This window comes from Rhizobium sp. GCM10022189 (assembly GCF_042656325.1).
GTDB lineage: Bacteria > Pseudomonadota > Alphaproteobacteria > Rhizobiales > Rhizobiaceae > Rhizobium.
Window position 1 is genome coordinate 474,457 of the sequence record NZ_JBHSOR010000049.1, and the last position, 20,772, is coordinate 495,228.

22 protein-coding genes are annotated in these 20,772 nt (G+C 60.7%); 1 reads left to right on the forward strand and 21 read right to left on the reverse strand.

Features of this window, described 5'->3' with window-relative positions:
- Positions 1-8 precede the first annotated feature (8 nt).
- The 11 genes from ACFPWW_RS23390 to ACFPWW_RS23440 all read right to left on the reverse strand — a co-directional run bounded on the left by ACFPWW_RS23390 (position 9) and on the right by ACFPWW_RS23440 (position 12,267).
- Positions 9-1,304, reverse strand: a complete 1,296-nt coding sequence (locus ACFPWW_RS23390) for a flagellar hook protein FlgE (protein ID WP_377313386.1) — start codon at positions 1,302-1,304, stop codon at positions 9-11.
- Positions 1,305-1,431: 127 nt separating this feature from the next.
- Positions 1,432-2,103 (reverse strand): transcriptional activator Rem, encoded by a 672-nt coding sequence (gene rem / locus ACFPWW_RS23395; protein ID WP_112570798.1) that lies wholly within the window; start codon positions 2,101-2,103, stop codon positions 1,432-1,434.
- Positions 2,104-2,383: 280 nt separating this feature from the next.
- Positions 2,384-2,947, reverse strand: a complete 564-nt coding sequence (locus ACFPWW_RS23400; RefSeq protein WP_112705588.1) for a lytic transglycosylase domain-containing protein — start codon at positions 2,945-2,947, stop codon at positions 2,384-2,386.
- Positions 2,889-4,343 (reverse strand): flagellar hook-length control protein FliK, encoded by a 1,455-nt coding sequence (locus ACFPWW_RS23405; RefSeq protein ID WP_377313835.1) that lies wholly within the window; start codon positions 4,341-4,343, stop codon positions 2,889-2,891. Before ACFPWW_RS23405 ends, ACFPWW_RS23400 begins: the two co-directional genes overlap by 59 nt.
- Positions 4,344-4,347: 4 nt before the next feature.
- Positions 4,348-5,646 (reverse strand): chemotaxis protein MotC, encoded by a 1,299-nt coding sequence (gene motC / locus ACFPWW_RS23410; RefSeq protein ID WP_112705587.1) that lies wholly within the window; start codon positions 5,644-5,646, stop codon positions 4,348-4,350.
- 4 nt (positions 5,647-5,650) lie between these two features.
- On the reverse strand, positions 5,651-6,919 hold the full coding sequence (locus ACFPWW_RS23415; protein WP_113413091.1) for a MotB family protein: 1,269 nt from the start codon (positions 6,917-6,919) through the stop codon (positions 5,651-5,653).
- Entirely contained in the window at positions 6,916-7,554 is a 639-nt protein-coding gene (locus ACFPWW_RS23420; protein WP_377313388.1) for a hypothetical protein, read from the reverse strand. The genes ACFPWW_RS23415 and ACFPWW_RS23420 overlap by 4 nt, the downstream gene beginning before the upstream one ends.
- 197 nt (positions 7,555-7,751) lie before the next feature.
- Positions 7,752-8,705 (reverse strand): flagellin, encoded by a 954-nt coding sequence (locus tag ACFPWW_RS23425; RefSeq protein ID WP_112571045.1) that lies wholly within the window; start codon positions 8,703-8,705, stop codon positions 7,752-7,754.
- Positions 8,706-8,996: 291 nt separating this feature from the next.
- Complete coding sequence (locus tag ACFPWW_RS23430) at positions 8,997-9,905, reverse strand: flagellin (protein WP_112570788.1); 909 nt, start codon at positions 9,903-9,905, stop codon at positions 8,997-8,999.
- A gap of 255 nt (positions 9,906-10,160) precedes the next feature.
- On the reverse strand, positions 10,161-11,075 hold the full coding sequence (locus ACFPWW_RS23435) for a flagellin (protein ID WP_112570786.1): 915 nt from the start codon (positions 11,073-11,075) through the stop codon (positions 10,161-10,163).
- Between the two features lie 280 nt (positions 11,076-11,355).
- On the reverse strand, positions 11,356-12,267 hold the full coding sequence (locus ACFPWW_RS23440) for a flagellin (RefSeq protein WP_377313391.1): 912 nt from the start codon (positions 12,265-12,267) through the stop codon (positions 11,356-11,358).
- Between the two features lie 403 nt (positions 12,268-12,670).
- Here ACFPWW_RS23440 and ACFPWW_RS23445 point away from each other — a divergent pair, with 403 nt between their 5' ends.
- A complete protein-coding gene (locus ACFPWW_RS23445) occupies positions 12,671-14,590 on the forward strand; it encodes a glycosyl transferase (RefSeq protein WP_113413090.1) in 1,920 nt (639 codons plus the stop codon).
- 90 nt (positions 14,591-14,680) lie between these two features.
- Here ACFPWW_RS23445 and fliP read toward each other — a convergent pair whose 3' ends face one another.
- The 10 genes from fliP to flgB are packed head-to-tail and all read right to left on the reverse strand — an operon-like array spanning position 14,681 to position 20,762.
- Positions 14,681-15,418 carry a flagellar type III secretion system pore protein FliP gene (gene fliP, locus ACFPWW_RS23450; RefSeq protein WP_112754767.1) on the reverse strand — a complete coding sequence of 246 codons (738 nt, stop codon included), beginning with the start codon at positions 15,416-15,418 and terminating at the stop codon, positions 14,681-14,683.
- A complete protein-coding gene (locus ACFPWW_RS23455; protein ID WP_112566741.1) occupies positions 15,415-15,921 on the reverse strand; it encodes a flagellar basal body-associated FliL family protein in 507 nt (168 codons plus the stop codon). Before ACFPWW_RS23455 ends, fliP begins: the two co-directional genes overlap by 4 nt.
- A 12-nt stretch (positions 15,922-15,933) precedes the next feature.
- Complete coding sequence (flgH, locus tag ACFPWW_RS23460) at positions 15,934-16,647, reverse strand: flagellar basal body L-ring protein FlgH (RefSeq protein WP_112566744.1); 714 nt, start codon at positions 16,645-16,647, stop codon at positions 15,934-15,936.
- Positions 16,644-17,183, reverse strand: a complete 540-nt coding sequence (locus tag ACFPWW_RS23465) for a MotE family protein (protein WP_377313394.1) — start codon at positions 17,181-17,183, stop codon at positions 16,644-16,646. The genes flgH and ACFPWW_RS23465 overlap by 4 nt, the downstream gene beginning before the upstream one ends.
- On the reverse strand, positions 17,180-18,301 hold the full coding sequence (locus ACFPWW_RS23470) for a flagellar basal body P-ring protein FlgI (RefSeq protein ID WP_112704972.1): 1,122 nt from the start codon (positions 18,299-18,301) through the stop codon (positions 17,180-17,182). The genes ACFPWW_RS23465 and ACFPWW_RS23470 overlap by 4 nt, the downstream gene beginning before the upstream one ends.
- Positions 18,298-18,780 carry a flagellar basal body P-ring formation chaperone FlgA gene (flgA, locus tag ACFPWW_RS23475; RefSeq protein ID WP_112704973.1) on the reverse strand — a complete coding sequence of 161 codons (483 nt, stop codon included), beginning with the start codon at positions 18,778-18,780 and terminating at the stop codon, positions 18,298-18,300. Before flgA ends, ACFPWW_RS23470 begins: the two co-directional genes overlap by 4 nt.
- A gap of 16 nt (positions 18,781-18,796) precedes the next feature.
- Positions 18,797-19,585: a flagellar basal-body rod protein FlgG gene (gene flgG / locus ACFPWW_RS23480; RefSeq protein ID WP_112566756.1), complete on the reverse strand. Its 789-nt coding sequence runs from the start codon at positions 19,583-19,585 to the stop codon at positions 18,797-18,799.
- A gap of 19 nt (positions 19,586-19,604) precedes the next feature.
- On the reverse strand, positions 19,605-19,946 hold the full coding sequence (locus ACFPWW_RS23485) for a flagellar hook-basal body complex protein FliE (protein ID WP_112566759.1): 342 nt from the start codon (positions 19,944-19,946) through the stop codon (positions 19,605-19,607).
- On the reverse strand, positions 19,946-20,365 hold the full coding sequence (gene flgC, locus ACFPWW_RS23490; protein WP_112566762.1) for a flagellar basal body rod protein FlgC: 420 nt from the start codon (positions 20,363-20,365) through the stop codon (positions 19,946-19,948). Before flgC ends, ACFPWW_RS23485 begins: the two co-directional genes overlap by 1 nt.
- 4 nt (positions 20,366-20,369) lie before the next feature.
- Entirely contained in the window at positions 20,370-20,762 is a 393-nt protein-coding gene (gene flgB, locus ACFPWW_RS23495) for a flagellar basal body rod protein FlgB (RefSeq protein ID WP_112566765.1), read from the reverse strand.
- Positions 20,763-20,772 lie beyond the last annotated feature (10 nt).

Below are 20,772 nucleotides of genomic sequence, written 5' to 3' on the forward strand. Positions count from 1 at the left end.
TACCCTGATTAACGCTTGAGGTTGACGAGGACGTCCATGAGATCGGAACCCGTCTGGAACACCTTGGAGTTGGCGGTGTAACTGCGCTGGGATTCGATCATTTCCGTCAGTTCGCCGGCGAGATCGACATTCGAGCCTTCGAGAGCACCGGCCTGGATCTTGCCGAAGCCGCTGGTCTGCGGGAAGCCGGTGACGGTGACGCCCGACCTGCCGTTGGCAGAGTAGACGTTGCCGGTCATCAGCGTCAGCAGGTCGGGGCTCGGCACGTTGGCGAGCGGAATCTGGAAGACCGGCTTGGTGCTGCCGTCGTCATACTTGGAGTAGACGATACCGTCTGCGTCGATGGTGATGTCGACCGGCGAATTTGCGCCCTGGCCGTCGACGTTACCCGTGCCGGAAAAATTGTCGCCGACCTGGGAGAGGTCCAGATTGAGGTCGATGGTAAGGCCCGTCGCCGGATCGGTGATCGTCGAATTGGCCGTCGAGGTCATCTTGCCCTTGTCGTCAAAGAAGATCGTCTTGGTCGCGACCGGGCCGGAGCTGTACGGGAAGGAGCTGGTGCCCGTCGTGGCCTTGTCCGCGTTGCGGAACACAGCCATTTCCCACTGATATTCCTGGCCCGGAACGGTCGGCGTCGGCGCCGGCACCTTGGTGAAGTAGATGTCGTACATCACCTTGCTGCCGAGCTTGTCGTAGGTGACCATCGAATACTTCTGGGTGTTCGTCGTCGTGGGGTCTACCGCAGCGTTTGCGCTCGGCCACGTATCGGGGTCGGTAACGACCGTCGCACCGGGCTTGAGGTTGCCGGTCCAGGTGCCGCTCGACGTCGCAATCGCTTCCAGCTTCTGGTCGCCGAGAACGTTGATCGGAACAAGACCGTCGAAGCCGTTGACGACGACCGCCGGGGCGGAAGCCCCCCAGGGATAACCCATGAGCGTGAAACCTGCGGAGTTGACGAGGTTGCCATTGTCGTCCTTGGTGAAGTCGCCGGCGCGCGTCAGAACCGGAACGCCGTCGGCGCCCTGAACGATGAAGAAGCCGTCACCGGAAATCGCGAGGTCGTAGCCGGAGGTCGTGTAGGAAATGTCGCCCTGATCGGAGACAGCCTGGCGAACCGTCGTGGTCACGCCACCCGAGCTGTAGTTGCCGGACGTGGAAGGCAGAACCAGCGACGAGAACGCGGTCGAAACAGCCTTGTAACCGGTGGTGTTCACGTTCGCGATGTTGTCGGAGACGGTGCTGAGGCGGTTTGCCTGCGCGTTCATCCCCGATACTGCCGTCTTCATGCTGCCGAAAATGCTCATCTGAAAACCTCGTTTTGCCTGTTAAGTGCAACAGTATTTGGCGGGCCTTGCGTGAAGCTGTCTGTCATGCCGGGTCGCCGGCCGAAATATTCCGGCTTTCCCGCGCGGCACGACCCGCGCCGAAAAATCAATTCCAATCAATGCAATAGCCAAGGAAGCGCTTGGAATCGACCGGATCGACACCGAGCTTCTTGCGCAGTTTCTTGCGCAGCTTGGAAATGTGGCTTTCGACGACGTTTTCTTCGACTTCCTCGTCGAAGATGCCGTAGATCGCATTGAAGATCTGGGTCTTGGTGACACGACGGCCGCGATTGGCGATCAGGTATTCGAGGATGCGGCGCTCGCGGCGCGGCAGGGCGAAGACTTCGCCGTTGATTTCCGGATCGCGCCCGTCCGAGAAGACGCGGATGGCGCCGATGTCGGTGTAGTTCGCGATCGCCTTCAGGCGACGACGGATGGCTGCGGCGCGTGCGAGAATCTCACGCGGATGCACCGGTTTGCGTACAACGTCGTCCACGCCGCAATCGAAAAGGGCAAGCGTGTTTTCGAGCGACGGCTGGTCGCTGACCGCGATCACGGGCGCCATCGAGCGATCCCTGATCGCACGCGGCAATTCCATGGCGCGCTGCCCCTGGCCGATCAGGAATGCCTCGACGGCCGCGATATCCGAATCAGCCGCCGTCTGCACCCATTCGCCGAATTCATTGGGATCAAAGCCGGTCGAGGGAATGCCCTCACGGCCAAAGAGAGAAGTATAACCATCCTTCACGAGCTCACGCTCATCAACCACTACGATCATTCGTCCGCCTCCGAATCAGTGTGGCACATCGATGATCTATGGGTACGAATCGCGCGAATCAGCGGCAACTCGGGAAAGTTAATGGCAGAAATTAATAATTGATTAAGAATTGGGTACCGATTTGATCTACATATAGTAGGTCTCCGGCGTTATGCACACAAAAGTTTCGTGGAAAAGTTAACAACCGCTTAATTACGCCTTGCAAGCAGGAATCGTGCCGGATTCTTGCCACACTTTGACACAGTTCGGTCATAATTGGTGAATTCAATTATTAATTGAATTAATTTCCGCAGAAATTGCTCGCATTGGGAGTCCACTTGCCGTAGCCGGTGGCGACCAGATTTGCGATGACGCGGCAGACATATTGCTTCTGCGCCGGATTGTTGTTCGGTCCTGCGTGGTATCTGGCTACCGCCATCGTCCATGTTTCATGACGGTCGTGCAGGTTGCGAAGGAACTTCGCAGCATATTCCACGTTGCGGTGAGGATCGAACATTTCCTCCACGGAGCTGAAGTTTTCGCCGTGGAAATAGTGGTTGATCTGCATACATCCGATGTCGATGAGCTTCGCACCGCCTCTGCTGGCGGTGTCGAATTGCCGCAGCGCCGCCTGCTCGGAAGGCGGGAACAACGCCTTCCCCTCGACATTCATGGCATAGGGATAGAGCGATCCCTTGCGCCCGGTTTCCGTCAGGCCGACGGAATAGAGGATGCCTTCCGGGATCCCGTATTTGGCCGCAGCGGACTGGATCTCGCGCTCGCAGGCGCCGGTGGAGGCCGATGCGCTAGAGGTAAACGCCGCCAGAGCGGTTGCCGCCAGCGTCGACAGCAGAAGCGTTCTCAACACCGTTCCTGCCCGCACCATTGAAGCCTCCGTCCGTCTGCTGTGCTGTCTGGTTCTGGCGCTCGCGCGCCTCGCCGCCCTGCCCCTGGCCCTGCTGGGCAAGCGACTGCTGCTGGGAAGCCTGCCCCTGGCTGTTGGCCTGGCTGCCGGTATCGGCTCGCTCCACCGGAGCCATGCTGATGGTCACGTTGTCGACCGCGTAGCCCTGGCTGCGCAGCGCTTCGAGGATCTTGCCGTGGTCTTCCTTGAGCTGGCGATAGGCAGTGCCCGTCTCGACCTTGAGATCGACGTTCAGCGTCTCGCCGGAAAGGCGCATCGTCGCCGTGACCAAGCCGAGGTCGATCGGGCTCATCTGGATCTTGAGCGTATTGACCACCTTGCCGGTGCTCGTCCATTCGGCGGCATTCGACAGGGCCGAGCTCGGCTGCATGGCGCGCGCCCATTCGCTGTCGCCCGACAGGGCCGCGGTCACGGTCGCGGAATTCTGGTTCTGCACCAGGCCGAGATAACGGCGGGATTCCAGAACGGAGACATTTTCAACGCTCGTCTTGCCCGCTTTTTCCGAACCCGGCTGTTCGGTGCCGATCTGCATGTCAATCGACTGGCCGCGGCCATCGGCACGGCTGAGCCTGAAGGTCTTGCCTTCGACGCTTTCGACATTCTCCGTTCCGGGAATGCGCGTGTCGTCGTGATGCGGGGCGACGGCGGCGAGCGCGTCCGACACATGCGCATCGGCCTTGACGCCATTTGTCCCTTCGGCTTTCGCGTCCTTCTTTCCGGCCGTCGTGTCATCGGCCTTCGCCGTGGCGTGGTGCACGGATGCCTGAAGGACCGCTGCGGCATCACCCGGCTCCTTCTTCAGAAGGCCGAGGACATCGGTAATGTCGCCGTCGCCCGCTTCCGCATCGGCAGCCGGATCGGTGTCGGTAGCGGCGGGAAGCACGTTGCCCTTGGCAGGCTTGGCGGTCTTGCCGGTCATCACCTGGGCCGCGGTCTCGGCCGCCTGATCGGACGTGTCCGGCTTGCCGAGCCCAAAGATCGTCGCATCCTTTTCCTGATCCCTGATGGATTTCGCAGGCGTCTTGCCGGCATTCGCGATTGTTCCGGCCTGCACGTTCGCCTGCCCCTTGAGCGATGCATCGTTGAGATCGATCAGCGGTTTCGGATTGCGGCTGCGCAGGTTGCGCGCCACCGTGTCCGCGCTGTCGCGGCCGGCCTGCTGCCCGGACGTATCGACGGTATCCGCATTCTGGTCGTTGCTGCCGGCCTTGGAGAGGACATCCGAGAAGCCGCCGTTCTGATCCGAAGCCTCGCCTTTGCCGGCCCCCCGGCCGGATCTTACGGACGCAGACGCATCCGTGCCGGGCGTTCCGCCCGAGACGCTGATATCCATCATCATCTTACTTGCCTTCTTGGGCCAGGAGACCGTCGATTTCGTCGAGCTTGGATCGATTGGTCGTCACGAAAGAGGTGAATGAAGGGTCGGCATCCTGGCCTCCCGAGCCAGCGGAAGCCGCGCCTTCGACAACAGGTTCCGGAGCAGCGCCCGGCGCCCCTTCCGGTTGCGCAGCCGTGGCGGCTGCGGCCTGTTCAGAAGTAATTTCTTGATTAGGATTATTAGGGGTTGAGCCTTGCGTCAGGCTTGCCGGATCGGGAGCCCGCAATATCTGCTCGGCAACGGATCGTGCGGCTGCCTGCAGCGCCTGGTCCTGCGGCGAGAGCGAGGCGCCCGAGATATTGGCGATATATTTGGCGGCCTGGTCAATATCGTCGGTCGGCACGTTCGCCATGCCGTTATAGAAATCGGCAAGCGGCCCAAACGGATTGTCCGTCCCCTCGCCCAGCGACTGTACGCGCTGGGCAGCCATGCGGGCGAGGTCGGGCTTTCCGGCGATGGCGGCAGCGCGCGCCACGCGCAGATAGACCTCGCGCTGGCGCGGGGCATCCATGAAGGAGAGGATATCGACGACCGCCTGCGGATTGACATCGTGATTGTGGCTGACGATCAGCTTCACGAAGAGATCGGCGAACTGGCTGGCATAGGGCGAATGCAGGAAGCGGCGGACGTAGCGCTGCGAATAGGCAAGCCCCTTGTCGACCTCTCCGGTTTCGACGCAGATGGCAACCGAGCGACGCAACGCCGCCTCCTCGACGATGGTGCCGGGCGCATTGAGCCGCGCCCGGTCGTAGAGGGCAAGCGCATCAAGCGGCCTGGTGGCAATCAGCACATTGCCGCCGATCAGCGCCAGATAGGGGCCGATCTTCTTGCCATCATATTCCCTGGCGGTTTCTTCCAGCGTCTTGGAGACCAGCAGGCCCTTGCCGCTCAGATATTTCCGCAGCACATCGGTGACGCGATTGTCGAAGTAGCCGTTGACGTCGTGGGAAACGAGATATTCCAGCGTCTGCGGATTGCCGCCGCTCATCACGTAAATCAGCGCGGCATCGACATTGCGGTCATCGTCATAGACGGACGGATCGACGGTGCGCAGGCGCTCGTCGATCTTGCCGAGCATGAAGCGCTGCATCTCGCCGGCGGAATGATCGCCCGTTACGACCGAATCCTGAACGAACTGCAGGGAGCGCAGCATCTTGTACGGCGCGAGATCGTCTGAGTCTGCGGCGTGACCGACGGCAGGCGACATCAACGCCAGGCCGAAGAGCGCATATCTGAAATAGCGATGCTGCCTCAGCGCCATGCGACTATCCTTGATCTGCCTGTACGAGAATCTCGATCCGGCGGTTTGACGCGTTATAGGGGTCGTCGGGCAGCTTCAGGCGGCGGTCGGCAAAGCCGGAAACCTGGGAAATACGCTTCTCGTCGAGACCGCCGCGCACGAGCATGTAATAAGCGCTTTGCGCACGGTCCATCGAAAGGCGCCAGTTCTCGTTGAGACCGCCCTTGAACTGCCGCCCGTCGGTATGGCCGCGAATGGCGACAGCTCCGCCCCGCTCCTTCAGGATTTCGCCGATCTTCTGCATCGCGAGGACCATTTCCGGACGCGGCACGGCGGAACCGATGTTGAACATGGAGTCGTCGTTCTGGTCGGAAATGCTCACCAGCAGGCCGCCTTCGGACGCCGTCACCGTCAGGCCTTCGGCCAGCTTGCCGGCAACACCGGAAATCTGCTGGGCGATTTCCTGCTGCAGTTCCTTGGCCTGCTGCTGTTCCTCGGCCTGCTTCGCCTCTTCGGTCTTGTCGGCGTCCTTGGTCTTGTCCGCCTGCTTGTCCTGCTTCTTGTCGGCCTGTTTCTCTGCCGAGGCTGCCACGGCCGCGCTATTGGCATCCTTGCTCAGCAGCGTGGCCGGCTTGGAATTTTCCGCCTTGGCAAGCTCGTTCGGTTCAGCCTTCGAATCGAGCGGCGAGGGCTGCTGCGGTTTGCCGGCGGTCGTCACTTCGACCTGCTTGGTCCAGAAATCCGGATCGAAAGGATCGCGATAGGCCTCGCCGCCATCCGCACCGGTCGCCGGGCCGGAATCGGCCGCGCCGCCGTCACCCTTGGCGCTGACATTTGCCTGCTGGCCGACTTCCTGGGCGATCTCGGCGAGAACCGAATAGGGATTCTCGAAGAAATCGGCTTCCGAATAATTGGTCTTGTCGCCGGAGGTCGAGGTCTGGTCGTCGCCGTCGGCGGCGGACTTGCCCTCGTTCGGATTCTCTTCCTTCTCCTTCGACTTTTCCTGGTTCTGCTCGCCCTCGGCCTGGTCTACGGGCTTCTTCAAGCCCTTCTCGGTCGGCTTTTCATCCGAGAGCTTGATCGGGTTGAAATAGGTCGCGATCGAGGCCTTGGTTTCCTCGTTGGCGGCGTTGACCAGCCACATGACGAGGAAGAAGGCCATCATTGCCGTCATGAAGTCGGCATAGGCGATCTTCCAGGCGCCGCCATGGGCGCCATCGTGATCCCCGCCGCCATGTTTCTTGACGATGACGATCTCGTTCTTGCCGTGATGATGATTTTCGCCGTCGCTCATTCGGAAACTTTCTTCAAGCTAGCCGCCCAGGCGGAAATACGGGTCACGAGTACGGTTTCGCCAATCTCGGCAGCAAGATCGACATCATCGGCCTCGTGATGGCGCACCAATGCGGCATGTTCTCCGAGTTCGCCCTTGAGGATATCGAAAAGCTTGGCCGGGCCGCGCACGACGATCGGGGCCGCGGCACCGTCGAGGATTGCCTCGCGCAGCAGGACGGCAAGATTTTCGGTCGCCTTCCTTGCCAGCGCTTCGGTCATGATCGGCGCGATTGCCGTGGCGGTCGCCTCGCTGACGAGCGTGGCGATCTCTTCGGCTATGTCGCGGATGCGCGAAGCGATCACGGCGGCGGCCTCGATCTCGTAACGGAGCTTCAGCTCTTCGATCTCGCGGGCATGCGCGGCGGCGGCGGCCTCGGCTTCGCGTTCGTATTTTTCGGTCAATTCCAGGGTTGCGGCCGCGAAACCTTCGGAATGGGCCTCGCGCCGTTCCGCCTCGATGTCGATTTCGGGCTCCTGCGGCAGCTCCGCAAATACGGAGGCGGTTTCGGCGGCGAAATCATCTACATCGATGATCGGCGCCGAGGGACTCGGCTCACCGAAATCCTTCAAATACCGGGAAAGCATAATGCTCATAAAAAACCGTCCAGTATTCGGGAAGCACGCGGCATGCTCCCGCTTGAAAAATGACCATCGACCTTGCCGGCGTGCCGTTCCGGTTCGGGAGAGGCTCGGGGCCTGTCGCCGGCATGGATTCGGACACTGCCTTCATGCCGGAAACTAGAAACCCAAACTTGCGCGAGGATGAATGGTGCCGCCCCCGCGCTCGCCCCTTATTCGAGCAGGATGAGAATCTTGCTGGCGGATGTATTGAGGATGGAAATCGCCTCGACGGCCATCTGCTTCTGCGTTTCGATCGCCTTCTGGCGGGTCGAAGCCTCGTCCATATCGGTATCGACGAGGGCGCCGACGCTCTTGTCGACGGCGTCGGACAGATCCGCGGTATAGTCGATCTGATCGTCGATACGAGCCTTCATGACACCGATCCCCGCTGCCGAATTCGTGAGCTGCTTGAGCATGGCGTCCGTGGCCGTCAGCATATCCATCAGCTGCGAGTCGGTGGTGGACTTGCTGATGGAGATTTCCGTGCCGGTCGCCGGCGTTCCGGAATTTACGTTCAGCAGATAGTAGTTGCGGACCGGCGTGCCGTCGGGATTGCCGTTGACATCCTTGGTGAACAGGCCGCCGCTGGCATTGTTCCTGTCGATCAGGATGGTCTGGGACGACGGAAAGTCGATCGTCTGCGCCTGATATTCGCCTGTCGGGGCGCGCACGAAGCTGCCGATGATCTGCCACTGCGGAGGGGCGGCAGGCTCGCCGTTCAGGAGCCAGTTTTCGCCGGCGAAGGCCGTGCCTTCGACCATCGTCTGCAGCTGGTTCTTGTATTCGGTGATTTCGGCGTTGATCTTGTCCTTGTCGGCGCCGGGCTCACGGGCGGCAACCAGCTTGGCTCTGAGATCGCCGAGGAGATCGATGGCGGAATTCATCGCCGTATAGGTCGCGTCGACCTTGGCGGCACCGAGGCCGAGCGCATCGCCAATGGTGCCGAGGTTGGTGCTGTCGGCGCGCATCACGCTCGCGATCGACCAGTAGGTCGCATCGTCGGCCGCAGTTGCCACGCGCTTGGCCGTGGAAATCTGCTGCTGTACGTCGGACGATTCTTTGTTGATGCTGCGCAGCACTGCAAGCGCACTCACCGCGGCCGCGTTGGTAATCTTGACGGTCATCGACATGGTCTCGGAAAGGTGAAGGGATCAGGCCGGTTTTGCCGGCAGCGACTGAACTGGCTTCATGCCTCCCGGGCGGGTTCCCGCGCCGGTGCGTCGCAAAACAAATCAACTTGCGGCAACGTTAACCCGATATCAACCAGTTTCGCAAGAGCGGAATCGGGGATCGAAACGAGTGAGGCGGCTGCTCTGCAAACCATTGAAATAAAAGAAAAACCGCGCCTTTTCGGCGCGGTTTCCAGGATGCCGCGAACTGGCGGCACAAGGTTTGGTCCAGCTTCAGCCGCCGCCTTAGCTGCGGAAGAGCGTGAGGACGTTCTGAGCGCTGGAGTTTGCAATCGAGAGCGACTGGATCGCCAGCTGTTGCTGTGTCTGCAGCGCCGTGAGCCTGCTCGATTCCTCTTCCATGTCGGCATCGACGAGACGGCCGACACCCGAGTCGATCGAGTCGCCGAGGGCCGCGACGAAGTTTTCCTGCAGCTCGATGCGGTTGGAGATGGAGCCGAGCTGAGAGGCTGCCTTCGTCATTGCCTCCAGGCCCGCTTCGATTGCCGTCAGTGCCATAGCGATTTCCGTCTGACCGAAGGTGGTGATGTTCATGGTGTAGATCGAACCGATCGTGCCGTTGGAGGAGCCGATGATGCCGCTGCTCGAATCGATGGTGCCTGCCGTGGTCATGCCGAACAGGACGTTGCCGTTGGAGGCCGCGTTGAGGACATAGTCGGTCGTCTTGACCGAAACGTTGCCGTTGCCGTCGCGGACGAAGGTGGAAACGACGCTCTTGGTCGAATTGCCGGCAACCCAGTTTTCGCCGGAGAAGGAAGCCGACTGGGAGATGCTCATGAGCTGAGCCTGGAGCTGGCTGATTTCTTCCTGGATCTTGGTCTTGTCGACGCCCTTTTCCGTCGCGGCAACGATCTTCGACTTGATTTCGCTGACCACGTCGATGGCGTTGTCCATGGCCGTGTAGGCCGTATCGACCTTTGCGGCGCCGAGGCCGAGAGCGTCGGAAACTGCAGAAAGGGCCTTGTTGTCCGAGCGCATGGTCGTTGCGATGGACCAATAGGCTGCGTTGTCTGCCGCCTTTTCAACGCGATAACCGGAAGATACGCGGTTCTGAGTGTCCTGGAGACTGTTGCTGATACCGCGGAGGGTCTGGAGGGCGGCCATAGCCGCGACGTTCGTCAAAATGCTGGTCATGAAATGATTGCCCCTTGTTGGCAGACGTTAAAATAAAGGGACATTCGGGAATAGCGCCCGGGAACGACGATCAGCCTTCATGCCTGTTAACCCGTTCTTAAATTTGGTTAACTCGCCGTCTCGTTGAGACGCAGAAAACAGCAATATGGTTAATCAATCGTTAACAGAAATCAAAAAAAGCCGCGCTCCATCGAAGCGCGGCTCGATTTCCATGTGACCCGCCGGTTATCCGGCGGGTTATGTTTCGCGATCCTATCAGCCGCGGAAGAGCGACAGGATGTTCTGCGAAGAGGAATTGGCGATCGACAGAGACTGGATGCCGAGCTGCTGCTGCGTCTGGAGCGCAGAGAGCTTGGAGGATTCTTCTTCCATGTTGGCATCGACGAGGCGGCCGATACCGGAGTCGATCGAGTCGGACAGGGCGCTGACGAAGTCGTCCTGCATCTGGATGCGGGTGGAGATCGAACCCAGCTTTGCACCGGCAGACGTCATCGCCTTCAGGGCGTTTTCGACAGCGGTCAGAGCGAGGCCGAGGTCAGCCTGCGTGAAGGAGGTGATGTCGAGGCTGTAAACCGAGCCGATCGTACCAACGCTCGAGCCGAGGATACCCGTGGAGGTTTCGATGGCGCCGGTCGTCAGCATGCCGAACAGAACGTTGCCGCTCGAGGTGTTGTTCAGAACGTAGTCGGTCATCTTGACCGAAACGCCGTTCGAACCGTCGCGAACGAAGGAGGAAACAACGCTCTTGGTTACGGCGTTGGCGCCAGCAACCCAGTTTTCGCCGGAGAAGGAAGCCGACTGAGCGATGCTCATCAGCTGGTCCTGCAGCTGGTCGATTTCTTCCTGGACCTTCTTCTTGTCGACGCCGTTTTCAGTTGCGGCAACGATCTTTGCCTTGATTTCGCCGACGACGTCGATGGCGCTGTCCATGGCGGTGTAGGCGGTGTCAACCTTGGCGGCGCCGAGGCCGAGAGCGTCGGAAACAGCCGAGAGGGCCTTGTTGTCCGAACGCATGGTGGTTGCGATCGACCAGTAAGCAGCGTTGTCAGCAGCCTTGCCGACGCGGTAGCCGGACGAAACGTGGTCCTGGGTCTTCTGGAGGCCCTGGTTAACGTTGCGCAGCGTCTGGAGAGCTGCCATTGCAGCGTTATTGGTGTTGATGCTCGTCATAGTTTGCTTGCCCCTTTTGGCAGATGATAGGAAGGGACATTCCGGATTTTGGCCGGCCCACAGCGATCAGCATCATGCCTGTTAACCATCTTCGTTAGGGTTAACTCGCCGTTTCGATGGGCTTAGAAAACAGCAAGATGGTTAAGGAAAGCTAAATTCAGAAACGAAATTTCGTAAAAATATCTGATACTTAGAAAGGTTTCCGTTAACTGAATATTAAAACATTCGAGGCCGGGAGTTACCCGGCCTCGAGACTTTCGGAAATGTGGCTGCGCCGCTATTAGCGGAAGAGCGACAGGATGTTCTGCGAAGAAGAGTTGGCGATCGACAGAGACTGGATCGCGAGCTGCTGCTGCGTCTGGAGAGCAGAGAGCTTGGAGGATTCTTCTTCCATGTTGGCATCGACGAGGCGGCCGACACCGGAGTCGATCGAGTCGGAGAGAGCGCTGACGAAGTCGTCCTGCATCGTGATGCGGGTCGAGATCGAACCCAGCTTTGCACCGGCAGACGTCATCGCCTTCAGGGCGCCTTCAACGGCGCTCAGAGCGAGGCCGAGGTCAGCCTGCGTGAAGGAGGTGATGTCGAGGCTGTAAACCGAGCCGATCGTACCAACGCTCGAGCCGAGGATACCCGTGGAGGTTTCGATGGCGCCGGTCGTCAGCATGCCGAACAGAACGTTGCCGCTCGAGGTGTTGTTCAGAACGTAGTCGGTGGTCTTGACCGAAACGCCGTTCGAACCGTCGCGAACGAAGGAGGAAACAACGCTCTTCGTCGTGTTGTTGGCGCCAGCAACCCAGTTTTCACCGGAGAAGGAAGCCGACTGAGCGATGCTGACGAGCTGGTCCTGCAGCTGGTCGATTTCTTCCTGGACCTTCTTCTTGTCGACGCCGTTTTCAGTTGCGGCGACGATCTTTGCCTTGATTTCGCCGACGACGTCGATGGCGCTGTCCATCGCGGTGTAAGCGGTGTCAACCTTGGCGGCGCCCATGCCGAGAGCGTCGGAAACAGCCGAGAGGGCCTTGTTGTCCGAACGCATGGTGGTTGCGATCGACCAGTAAGCAGCGTTGTCGGAAGCCTTGGCAACGCGATAACCGGACGAAACGTGATTCTGCGTGCTCGTCAGGTTCTGGTTGACGTTGCGCAGCGTCTGGAGAGCTGCCTGGGCGGAAGTGTTCGTGTTAATGCTCGTCATAAGTGTGTCCCCTAGAAAACTAGATACAAAAAAGGAGGACATACCGGACTATAAATACCGGCGATGACGGACCAGCTTCATGCCACTCGGTGCCCTTGTCTTTTGGCCCAAACCCGTCATGTCCAGGGCAATCTCGCAGCCAATACTTGCCAACTTCTTAAAAACGCGGCTCCCCGCCGGGCCGCTTCGATTGCATGGTTAATGTTGGCTGAATTCGTTTTCGGCGCTTCGACTTCTCCCGGAAAACGGGCATTCGGCCGCACCGGTTTCAAGCAAGCTTCGAGTGCCAGTGTGGCAGAAGCCGGGATAGTATCGTCGGGCAACCCGTGTCCTGCGGGTGGGCCGAGTGCGTGTCCCGTCGATCACCATTTCATGCCGGAACATTTCCTTACGGAGTTAGGTTTTGAACAGCAAAGTTTCGTTCTCGGCGGCATCCCGGGACTATCAGGCCGGCCGCTACACACAGTCCCTGGCGACGCTCAACCAGCTCATCGATACCCAGAAGGACGCCAAGACCTACGCTCTCCTGGCCAAGAACCTGTTGCAACTCGGCTTCAAGACGGATGCCGCCAAGGCCTATTGCCTTGCTGCCGATTGCGCCGGACAGGGCGCGTACGAGTTCCTGAAGACCGCCGCCAAGATCCATCTTGAGTCCGGCAACGATGACGAGGCGCTCCTGATCGCGATGCGCAATCTCGGCAAGGCGCAGGAAGATCCGGAACTTGCCTTCATCATCTCCTCGATCTATCTGCGCCGCCAGCGGCGCGACCTGCTGCGCCCCTTCAAGAAGGTCCTGTCGGAGAGCCAGAACCCGGAGCACGCGCGCCTTGCCGCACTGCTGCTGAACGACGACCTGCTGGACGAGACGAACCAGACGCTCGCCCGCAACCTCTTCCGGCGGTATCCGGGCAACCTCGCCTTCCGTTTCCTCTATCTCGTCTGCCTGCGGGAATTCAACGAGTTCGCCGAGGCGAACAAGCACCAGGCGCCGATCGACGCCGCGCTCGCCAAGAACGACATCGACATCCTCAGGAAGGACAACCCCTTCTATCACCTGCATTGGTGCGGCAACGAGGACTATAACCGCTATGCGACGATCGGCACGAGGCCGTTCGATCCGGCCGCCGTTGCCTACCGGCGCAGCCTGCCGCACACGTGGTCCGACAAGATCCGCATCGGCTACATGTCCTCGGACTTCTGGGACGGTCACGCGACGATGAAGCTCCTGCAGCGCGTGCTCGAACTCCACGACCGCAACCGTTTCGAGATCACGCTTTTCGACCACACGCTGCCCGAATACCTGGAAAACAACAGGACCGACCGCAGCCGCTGGGGCAAGATCGTCAATGTCTACGGCCTGTCGGACGAAGCGATCCTGAAGACGGTTCGCGCCGAAAATATCGACATCATGGTCGACCTCAAGGGGCATACGTCGGGGAGCCGTTCCACCGCCTTCAACCAGCCGCTGGCGCCGATCCATGTCGCGTGGCTCGGCTTTCCCGGCAGCACGCTCAATATCGATCTCGACTATGTCATCGGCGACCATTCGGTGTTGCCTGACGTGGCCAAGCCTTTCTACCACGAGAAATTCCTGCGCATGCCGGAAAGCTATCAGCCGAACGACCCGGCCAACCGCCCGCAGCCGCAGCCGGTCACGCGCGATCAGCTCGGCCTGCCGGAAAATGCCTTCATCTTCGCATCCTTCAACGGCAACCGTAAGATCACCTCGCAGGTGGTCGACAGCTGGTGCAGGATTCTCAAGCGCGCACCCGACAGCGTGCTCTGGCTGATGGCCAACACGCCCCGCAACAAGGAAAATCTGCTGGAACGCTTCCAGGCCGGCGGCATTTCGCCGAAGCGCATCATCTTCTGCCCGCGTGCGCCCTACGAACAGCACATCAGCCGCCAGCAGGCGGCCGACCTCGGCATCGATACTTTCCCCGTCAACGGCCATACCACCACCTCGGAACAGCTCTGGGGCGGCCTGCCGGTCCTGACGATGAAGGGGACCAACTTCGCCTCCCGCGTCAGCGAAAGCCTGCTGAGAGCAATCGACCTGCCCGAACTCGTCGCAGACGACCTGCAGGCCTACGAGGACCTGGCCGTCGAGCTGGCCCTCAACCCGGAACGCGTCGCCGGCTACAAGCAGCATCTGCGGGAAAAGCGCTACATCGCGCCGCTCTTCGATGCCGAGCGCTTCTGCCACCATCTGGAACATGCCTACGAACTGATGGCCGAACGCGCCAAGCAGGGTCTCGGCCCCGACCATATCGACGTCCCGGCCCTGCCGCCGCGCACCGAGCCTTTCGGCTCGAACGGCTAAGTCGGCCCCAGCCGCATCCGAAAGCACAAAACCCGCCGGAGCGATCCGGCGGGTTTTGTTCATGTGAAAATTAAAGCTGCGTCGGGGCCGTCAGCTAAAGGAGCGCACGAGGCTGCCGACGAGAAGGTTCCAGCCATCGATCAGCACGAAGAAGAGGATCTTGAACGGCAGCGAGATCGAGGTCGGCGGCAGCATCATCATACCCATGGCCATGGTGATCGTCGCGACGATCAGGTCGATGACGAGGAAGGGCAGGACGATGAGGAAGCCGATTTCGAAACCGCGCCGGATCTCCGAGATCATGAAGGCGGGAAGCAGGATGCGGTAGTCGATCGGCTCGGTCGTCTGGATGTTCTGGCCGCGCTCGCGCGCCAGATCCGCGAAAAGAGCAAGATCCTTGTCGCGCGTATTGGCCGACATGAAGGTGCGGAACGGCTCGGCAATGCGCTGGACGGCCGTGGCCTCATCGATCTGGTTGGCGAGCAGCGGCTGGACGCCGTCCTGCCAGGCCCGGTCGAAGGTCGGCGACATCACGTAGAAGGTCATGAACAGCGAGAGCGAGAGAAGGATCATGTTCGAGGGGGTCGAGGACAGGCCCATGCCCGAACGCAGGATCGAGAAGGCGATGATGAAGCGAGGAAAACTCGTCACCATGATGAGGATGCCCGGCGCGACCGAAAGCACGGTCAGAAGGCCGAATGTCCTGATGATCCAGGCGGCGACCGAGCCGTCGACCGGGATATTCAACAGATCAGTCGGCAGCTGCTGGGCCACCGCCAGTTCCGGCACCGCCATCATGGCGGCAAGGCAAACTATGAATCGAATCATTCGATGACAAAGGTCCTGAACATGACCTTCGATACGCGCCCTTGAGAGCGAAGGTCAACACGTTCCTGGATGTCATCCTTGAGATATTGAAAGCCGCGCGGCCCTTCGATCTGCTGAAGGGAAATGGTCCTGACATAAGCGAGGATATCCTGGTGAATATCCTCGGCGACCTTGACATCCGGCGGCCCGTTGAACATCAGCGCCACCTCGAGTCGGATCCAGTTTTCCGAGGGGTAGGCGAGGTTCGACGTGACCGGGTCGAGCACCACGATATTGTTGGCTTCGGTGGCGATTTTCGGCAGGCCACCCTCGGCCTTCTTCTTGGCCTCGGCCTCTTTCGCCTGCTCGGCCTCGACGGCGCTGCGGATGTTGGGGGCGACCATGTTGCCGACCGCCCAGCCGCCGCCGGCGCCGAGGAGCGTCAGCACGGCAAGGCCGGCGATCGTCATCACCATGCCGCCCGACTTCTTTTTCTTGCCTTCGCCTGTTTCGGTTTCTGCCATTGTGATCGAGCCTCAGAGCGGCGAGAAGAGATCGACGGCCTGCTGGCCGCGCGGCGGCTGCTGCACTTCCATCAGACGGCCGCGGCCACCATAGGAGATGCGGGCCTCGGCGATCTTGTCGTAGGAGATCTGGTTGTCGGAATTGACGTCCTGCGGACGCACGATGCCGGCGACGTTGAGGATGCGCAGTTCCTGGTTCAGGCGGACTTCCTGCGAGCCGCTGATGACGAGGTTGCCGTTTTCGAGAATGCCGGTGACGACGGCGGCGACCAGAAGGTTCAGCTTGTCGGTGCGCTCGATCTTGCCCTTGCCGTCCGTGCTCGTGTCGGAACCGTAGGTCAGGTCCGTCTTCGACTGCGGCGTCCAGCCGAAGATCTGGGCGTTGATATCCCAGTTCATGCCGCTCGAATTGGTGCGGCTGCGGTTGGTCTCGTTGTCGAAAGATCCCTTGTCGTTGATCTGGATGTCGACCGTCAGGATGTCGCCGACATTCAAGGCGCGCGCATCCTTGAAGAGGGCGGCCTGCGAATCGCTCCACAGCGAATAGCCTTGTGCGACGGCGCGCGGCTGCTTCGGATAGAGCGCCATCTGCGGCGTTTGGCCGTAGGCGAGACCGCTGCCGATCGGGCTCATGGAAGGCGCGCGGCCGATCTCGTTGACTGCCGTGGACTGGCAGCCTGCAAGCAGGGCGACGGCGGCGATCACAGCCGGTAAACGCTTATTCATGAAGGATCCTTCGAGGTATTGGGATCAGATGCACTTGCGATGATGCCGGCGATTTTGGCCGCCTGGGTGGAATCCATCTCGTTCAGGATGAGGCTGGACTGGCGCGCGCCGAGCCGCATGATGACGGCGGCGGCCAGTTCGGGCTTGACGTCCTGCAGCTGCAGGGCGGCGGCGTCCGGCTTCATCTTCTTGTAGATATCCGTCAGGCCGGCCTCGGCCTGCTTGAGGAAATCGTCGCGCCGCTTCAGCCAGTCCTGGTATTCGGTCTTGCGCTTGTCCATTTCGGCGATGCGGCTGTCGATATCGGCGCGCAGCTTTTCAAGCTCCTGCTTCTGCAGGAGATAACGCTGGTCGCGCGCCGGATCGGCGATGTTGGTGCAGAACTGCTTGACCTCGTCCGTCGGCGTGATGTCGCCGAGCGGCGCCACTTCCTGGGCGAAGGCGCCGGGAATGGAGAGCAGCACGAGGCCTGCCGCCGGCAGAGCCAGCCGGCGCAGCAGTTTAGCGATCGGGTTCCGGTTCTTGATCTTGATCATTGCAGCACAAGCTCCGCTTGCAGGGCGCCTGCCGACTTGATGCCCTGGAGAATGGCGATGATGCCATCCGGTTTGACGCCGATATTGTTGAGACCGGCAACGAGGGTGCGAAGGTCGGGACCGTCGATGATCGCGACCCGTCCACCCGTCTTCTGCGCCTGGATATCCGTCTGCGGCTGAACGGCGGTCTCACCGCGCGAGAAGGGCTCGGGCTGAATGATCTGCGGCGTTTCCGTCACCTGCACGGTCAGTGTACCGTAGCTGACGGCGACGGGCGAGACGCGCACATCCGAACCGATGACGATCGTACCGGTGCGTTCGTTGATGACGACCTTGGCCGGCGTATCGGTCTCGACGACGAGATTTTCGAGATCGGCCATCAGGCGCGTCAGATCGGCCTCGCGCGGCTTTTCGATGACGACTTCCTGCGAATCCTTGGCCTCCGCGACCGGGCCGCCGAAGCGGGCCTTGGCGTAGCCGTTGACGATATCGGCAATGCGGATCGCGGTGGAGAAATCGGGGTTGCGCAGCTGCAGGACGAGATTGACCGAATCCTTGAAGCGGGACGGCAATTCGCGCTCGATGATGGCGCCACCCGGCACGCGGCCGGCGGTCGTCACACCCTCGGTCACGGTTGCGGCCGCCCCCTGGGCCTGGAAGCCGGAGACGATGACCGCGCCCTGGGCGACGGCGTAGATCTGGCCGTCGGCCCCCGACAGGGAGGTCATGACCAGCGTGCCGCCGCGCAGCGAGGTCGCATCGCCGAGCGAGCTGACCGTCACGTCGATGCGGCTGCCGGGGCTTGCGAAGGGCGGCAGATTGGCGGTGACCATGACGGCCGCCGTATTCTTGGCATTCGACTGGCCGCCCTGCGTGGAAATACCGAGGTTCTGCAGCATGGCGCGCATGGACTGCTCGGTAAACGGAGACGCACGGAAACCGTCACCGGTGCCCTGCAGACCGACGATGAGGCCGTAACCGATGAGCTGGTTGTCTCGGCCGGCCTGCAGCGAGGCGATATCCTTGATGCGGGACGTCAGCGCCCAGGCGGGCGCGACATCGGCAAGGCTCATCGCCAGAACCGCAAGCAGGCTCAGAATGCGAAAGAAGAACTTCATTTTGCCCTCACATGGACCGTACCGTCGGCGAGCACGGTGCCGCTGACGATGACGCCGGAATCCATATTGCGTGCACGGATCAACTGGCCGGTCGCGCCGTCTTCGAGAGGCGTGCCGGCCGCGGAGATGGTCATCTGGCCGAGCTGGAAGACCAGGCGGATGTTGGAGCCGCGCGTGACCGTATAGGGTTCGCGCAGGGCCGAGACCGAAATCGTCCGGCCCGGCAGAAGCGTGCGCTTGGAAACCAGCCCCTCGACCTGGGAGACCGACTTTGCGTAATCTCCCGACAGGTTGGGGTTGGTGACTTCGACTTCCTGAAGCTGGGCGCTCGTAATCGTGTCGCCGGGGTAGATGATCGTCGTCGGGACGACGGCATAACCCATGCCGGCATCCGCTGCTGCCGGCACGACCATGCCGGCAATTGCGATCGTGGCCGCAGCCACCCATCCCTGGATGTATCCTGCCCGGCGAAACATCATGTTCGGCCCTTCCCTCTTACTTCAGGTTCTTGCTGACGATGGATGCCATTTCATCAGCGGTCGTGATCACCTTCGAGTTCATTTCATAGGCGCGCTGGGCCGATATCAGCTCGGTGATTTCCTTCACCGGATCGACGTTGGAGGATTCCAGGTAGCCCTGCTTGAGGTAGCCCATGTTATCCTCGTCGGGATTGCCGACGACGGCCTCGCCGGATGCCGGCGTTTCCTGGAAGAGGTTGTCGCCGATCGGCTTCAGGCCGGCTTCGTTGACGAAGTCCGCAAGCGTGATCTGGCCGAGCGTGGTCGGATCGGTCTGGCCGGGCAGCTTGGCGGTCACTTCGCCGGAGCGGCTGACCGTGAGTTCGGTGGCGCCCTGCGGGATGGTGATGCCGGGGATGACCTCGTAGCCGTCGATGGTGACGAGCTGGCCCTGGTCATTCTTGTTGAGCGCGCCGGCGCGGCTGTAGAGCGTCGTGCCGTCGGTCGACTGGATCTGGAAAAAGCCCTTGCCGACGATGGCGATGTCGAGATCGTTGCCGGTCTGGGTCAGTTCGCCCTGCAGGTGCAGGTTTCGCACTGCCGAAGTCTGAACACCGAGACCGATATTGGCGCCTTCCGGCACGATGGCCTGGTTGGCGCGGTTGGCGACGCCCTTGGCGCGTTCGGTCTGGTAGAGAAGGTCGGTGAACTCGGCACGGGCACGCTTGAAGCCCGTCGTATTGATGTTGGCGATATTGTTCGCGATGACTTCCAGATTGGTCTGCTGGGCATCCATGCCCGTTGCTGCAATGGCGAGCGCTCTCATGTGTTCGTCCTCAAATCAGTTACATCTGCATCTTTGTGACTTCGAGGAAGGCCGAGACGACCTTGTCGCGAATGGCAATTGCAGTCTGAAGCGTCTGCTCGGCCTGCAGCATGGAATCGACGACTTCGCGCGTGGAAGCCGTGCCCTTGATGCCGGCGAAGGACATGTTTTCGGCGCCCTTCAGGCTGTTGACGGCCTCGGTCGCCATGTTGCCCATGACGGACGCGAAGCTCAGGCCGTTCGATACTCCCGATGCGGCCGAAGAGGTCGCGGTCGAGGAGGAGACGGAATTTTCGCTGTCGATGGCGCCGAGCGCGCGGGTCATCGAAAGATTGCTGACGTTCTGTACGCTGCTGATCATTATTGTGAGCTCTTGAGAAGATCGATCGTCGAGGAAATGAGGTCGCGGGTCTGCCTGATCGTCTGCAGATTGGCGTCATACGAGCGGTTGGCTTCGCGCATGTCGGCCATCTCGATCAGGATGTTGACGTTCGGCAGCTTGACGATGCCCTTGTCGTCCGCAGCAGGATTGCTCGGATCGTATTCCTTGATGAAATCGCCTTCATCGACACCGATCTTCTTGACGCTGACGGTCTCGACGCCGCTGGCGCGATCAAGCTGCTGGCCGAAAGTGATGGTCTTGCGGCGATAGGGATCGGCACCGGGCGTGTCGCCGGTCGAACGGGCGTTGGCGATGTTTTCCGAGACGATGCGCAGACGTGTCGACTGCGATTCGAGCCCGGAACCTGCGATTTTCATTGCTGCTGAAAGCGGATCCATGCGTCTACTTCCTTACGGTCATCAACATCATTCGATGAAAGGAACTGACCAGCGAGGTATTCAGGTCGTACTGACGCTTGATCTCGCCGGCCTTGGAGAGTTCTTCGGCCACACCGACGGTGTTGCCGGATTCCTGGACGCCGATTTCCTGATCGAGCGCGGCATCCTTCACGTCGATGCTGCCGCTCGTGCTGAAATCGTTGCCGCTCAGATGCATCGGATTGGTGCGCGTCATGGTCACGTCCGACTGGTCGAGCACCGCCTGAAAAGGCGTCACGTCCTTGGCACGAAACTTCGGCGTGTTTGCATTCGCGATGTTGCCGGCAACAACCTCCTGACGGATCGTCAGCCATTCCGCCTGCTTTGAAGCCAAGTCGAACAGTTGAATCGGTTGCATGAGAACTCTC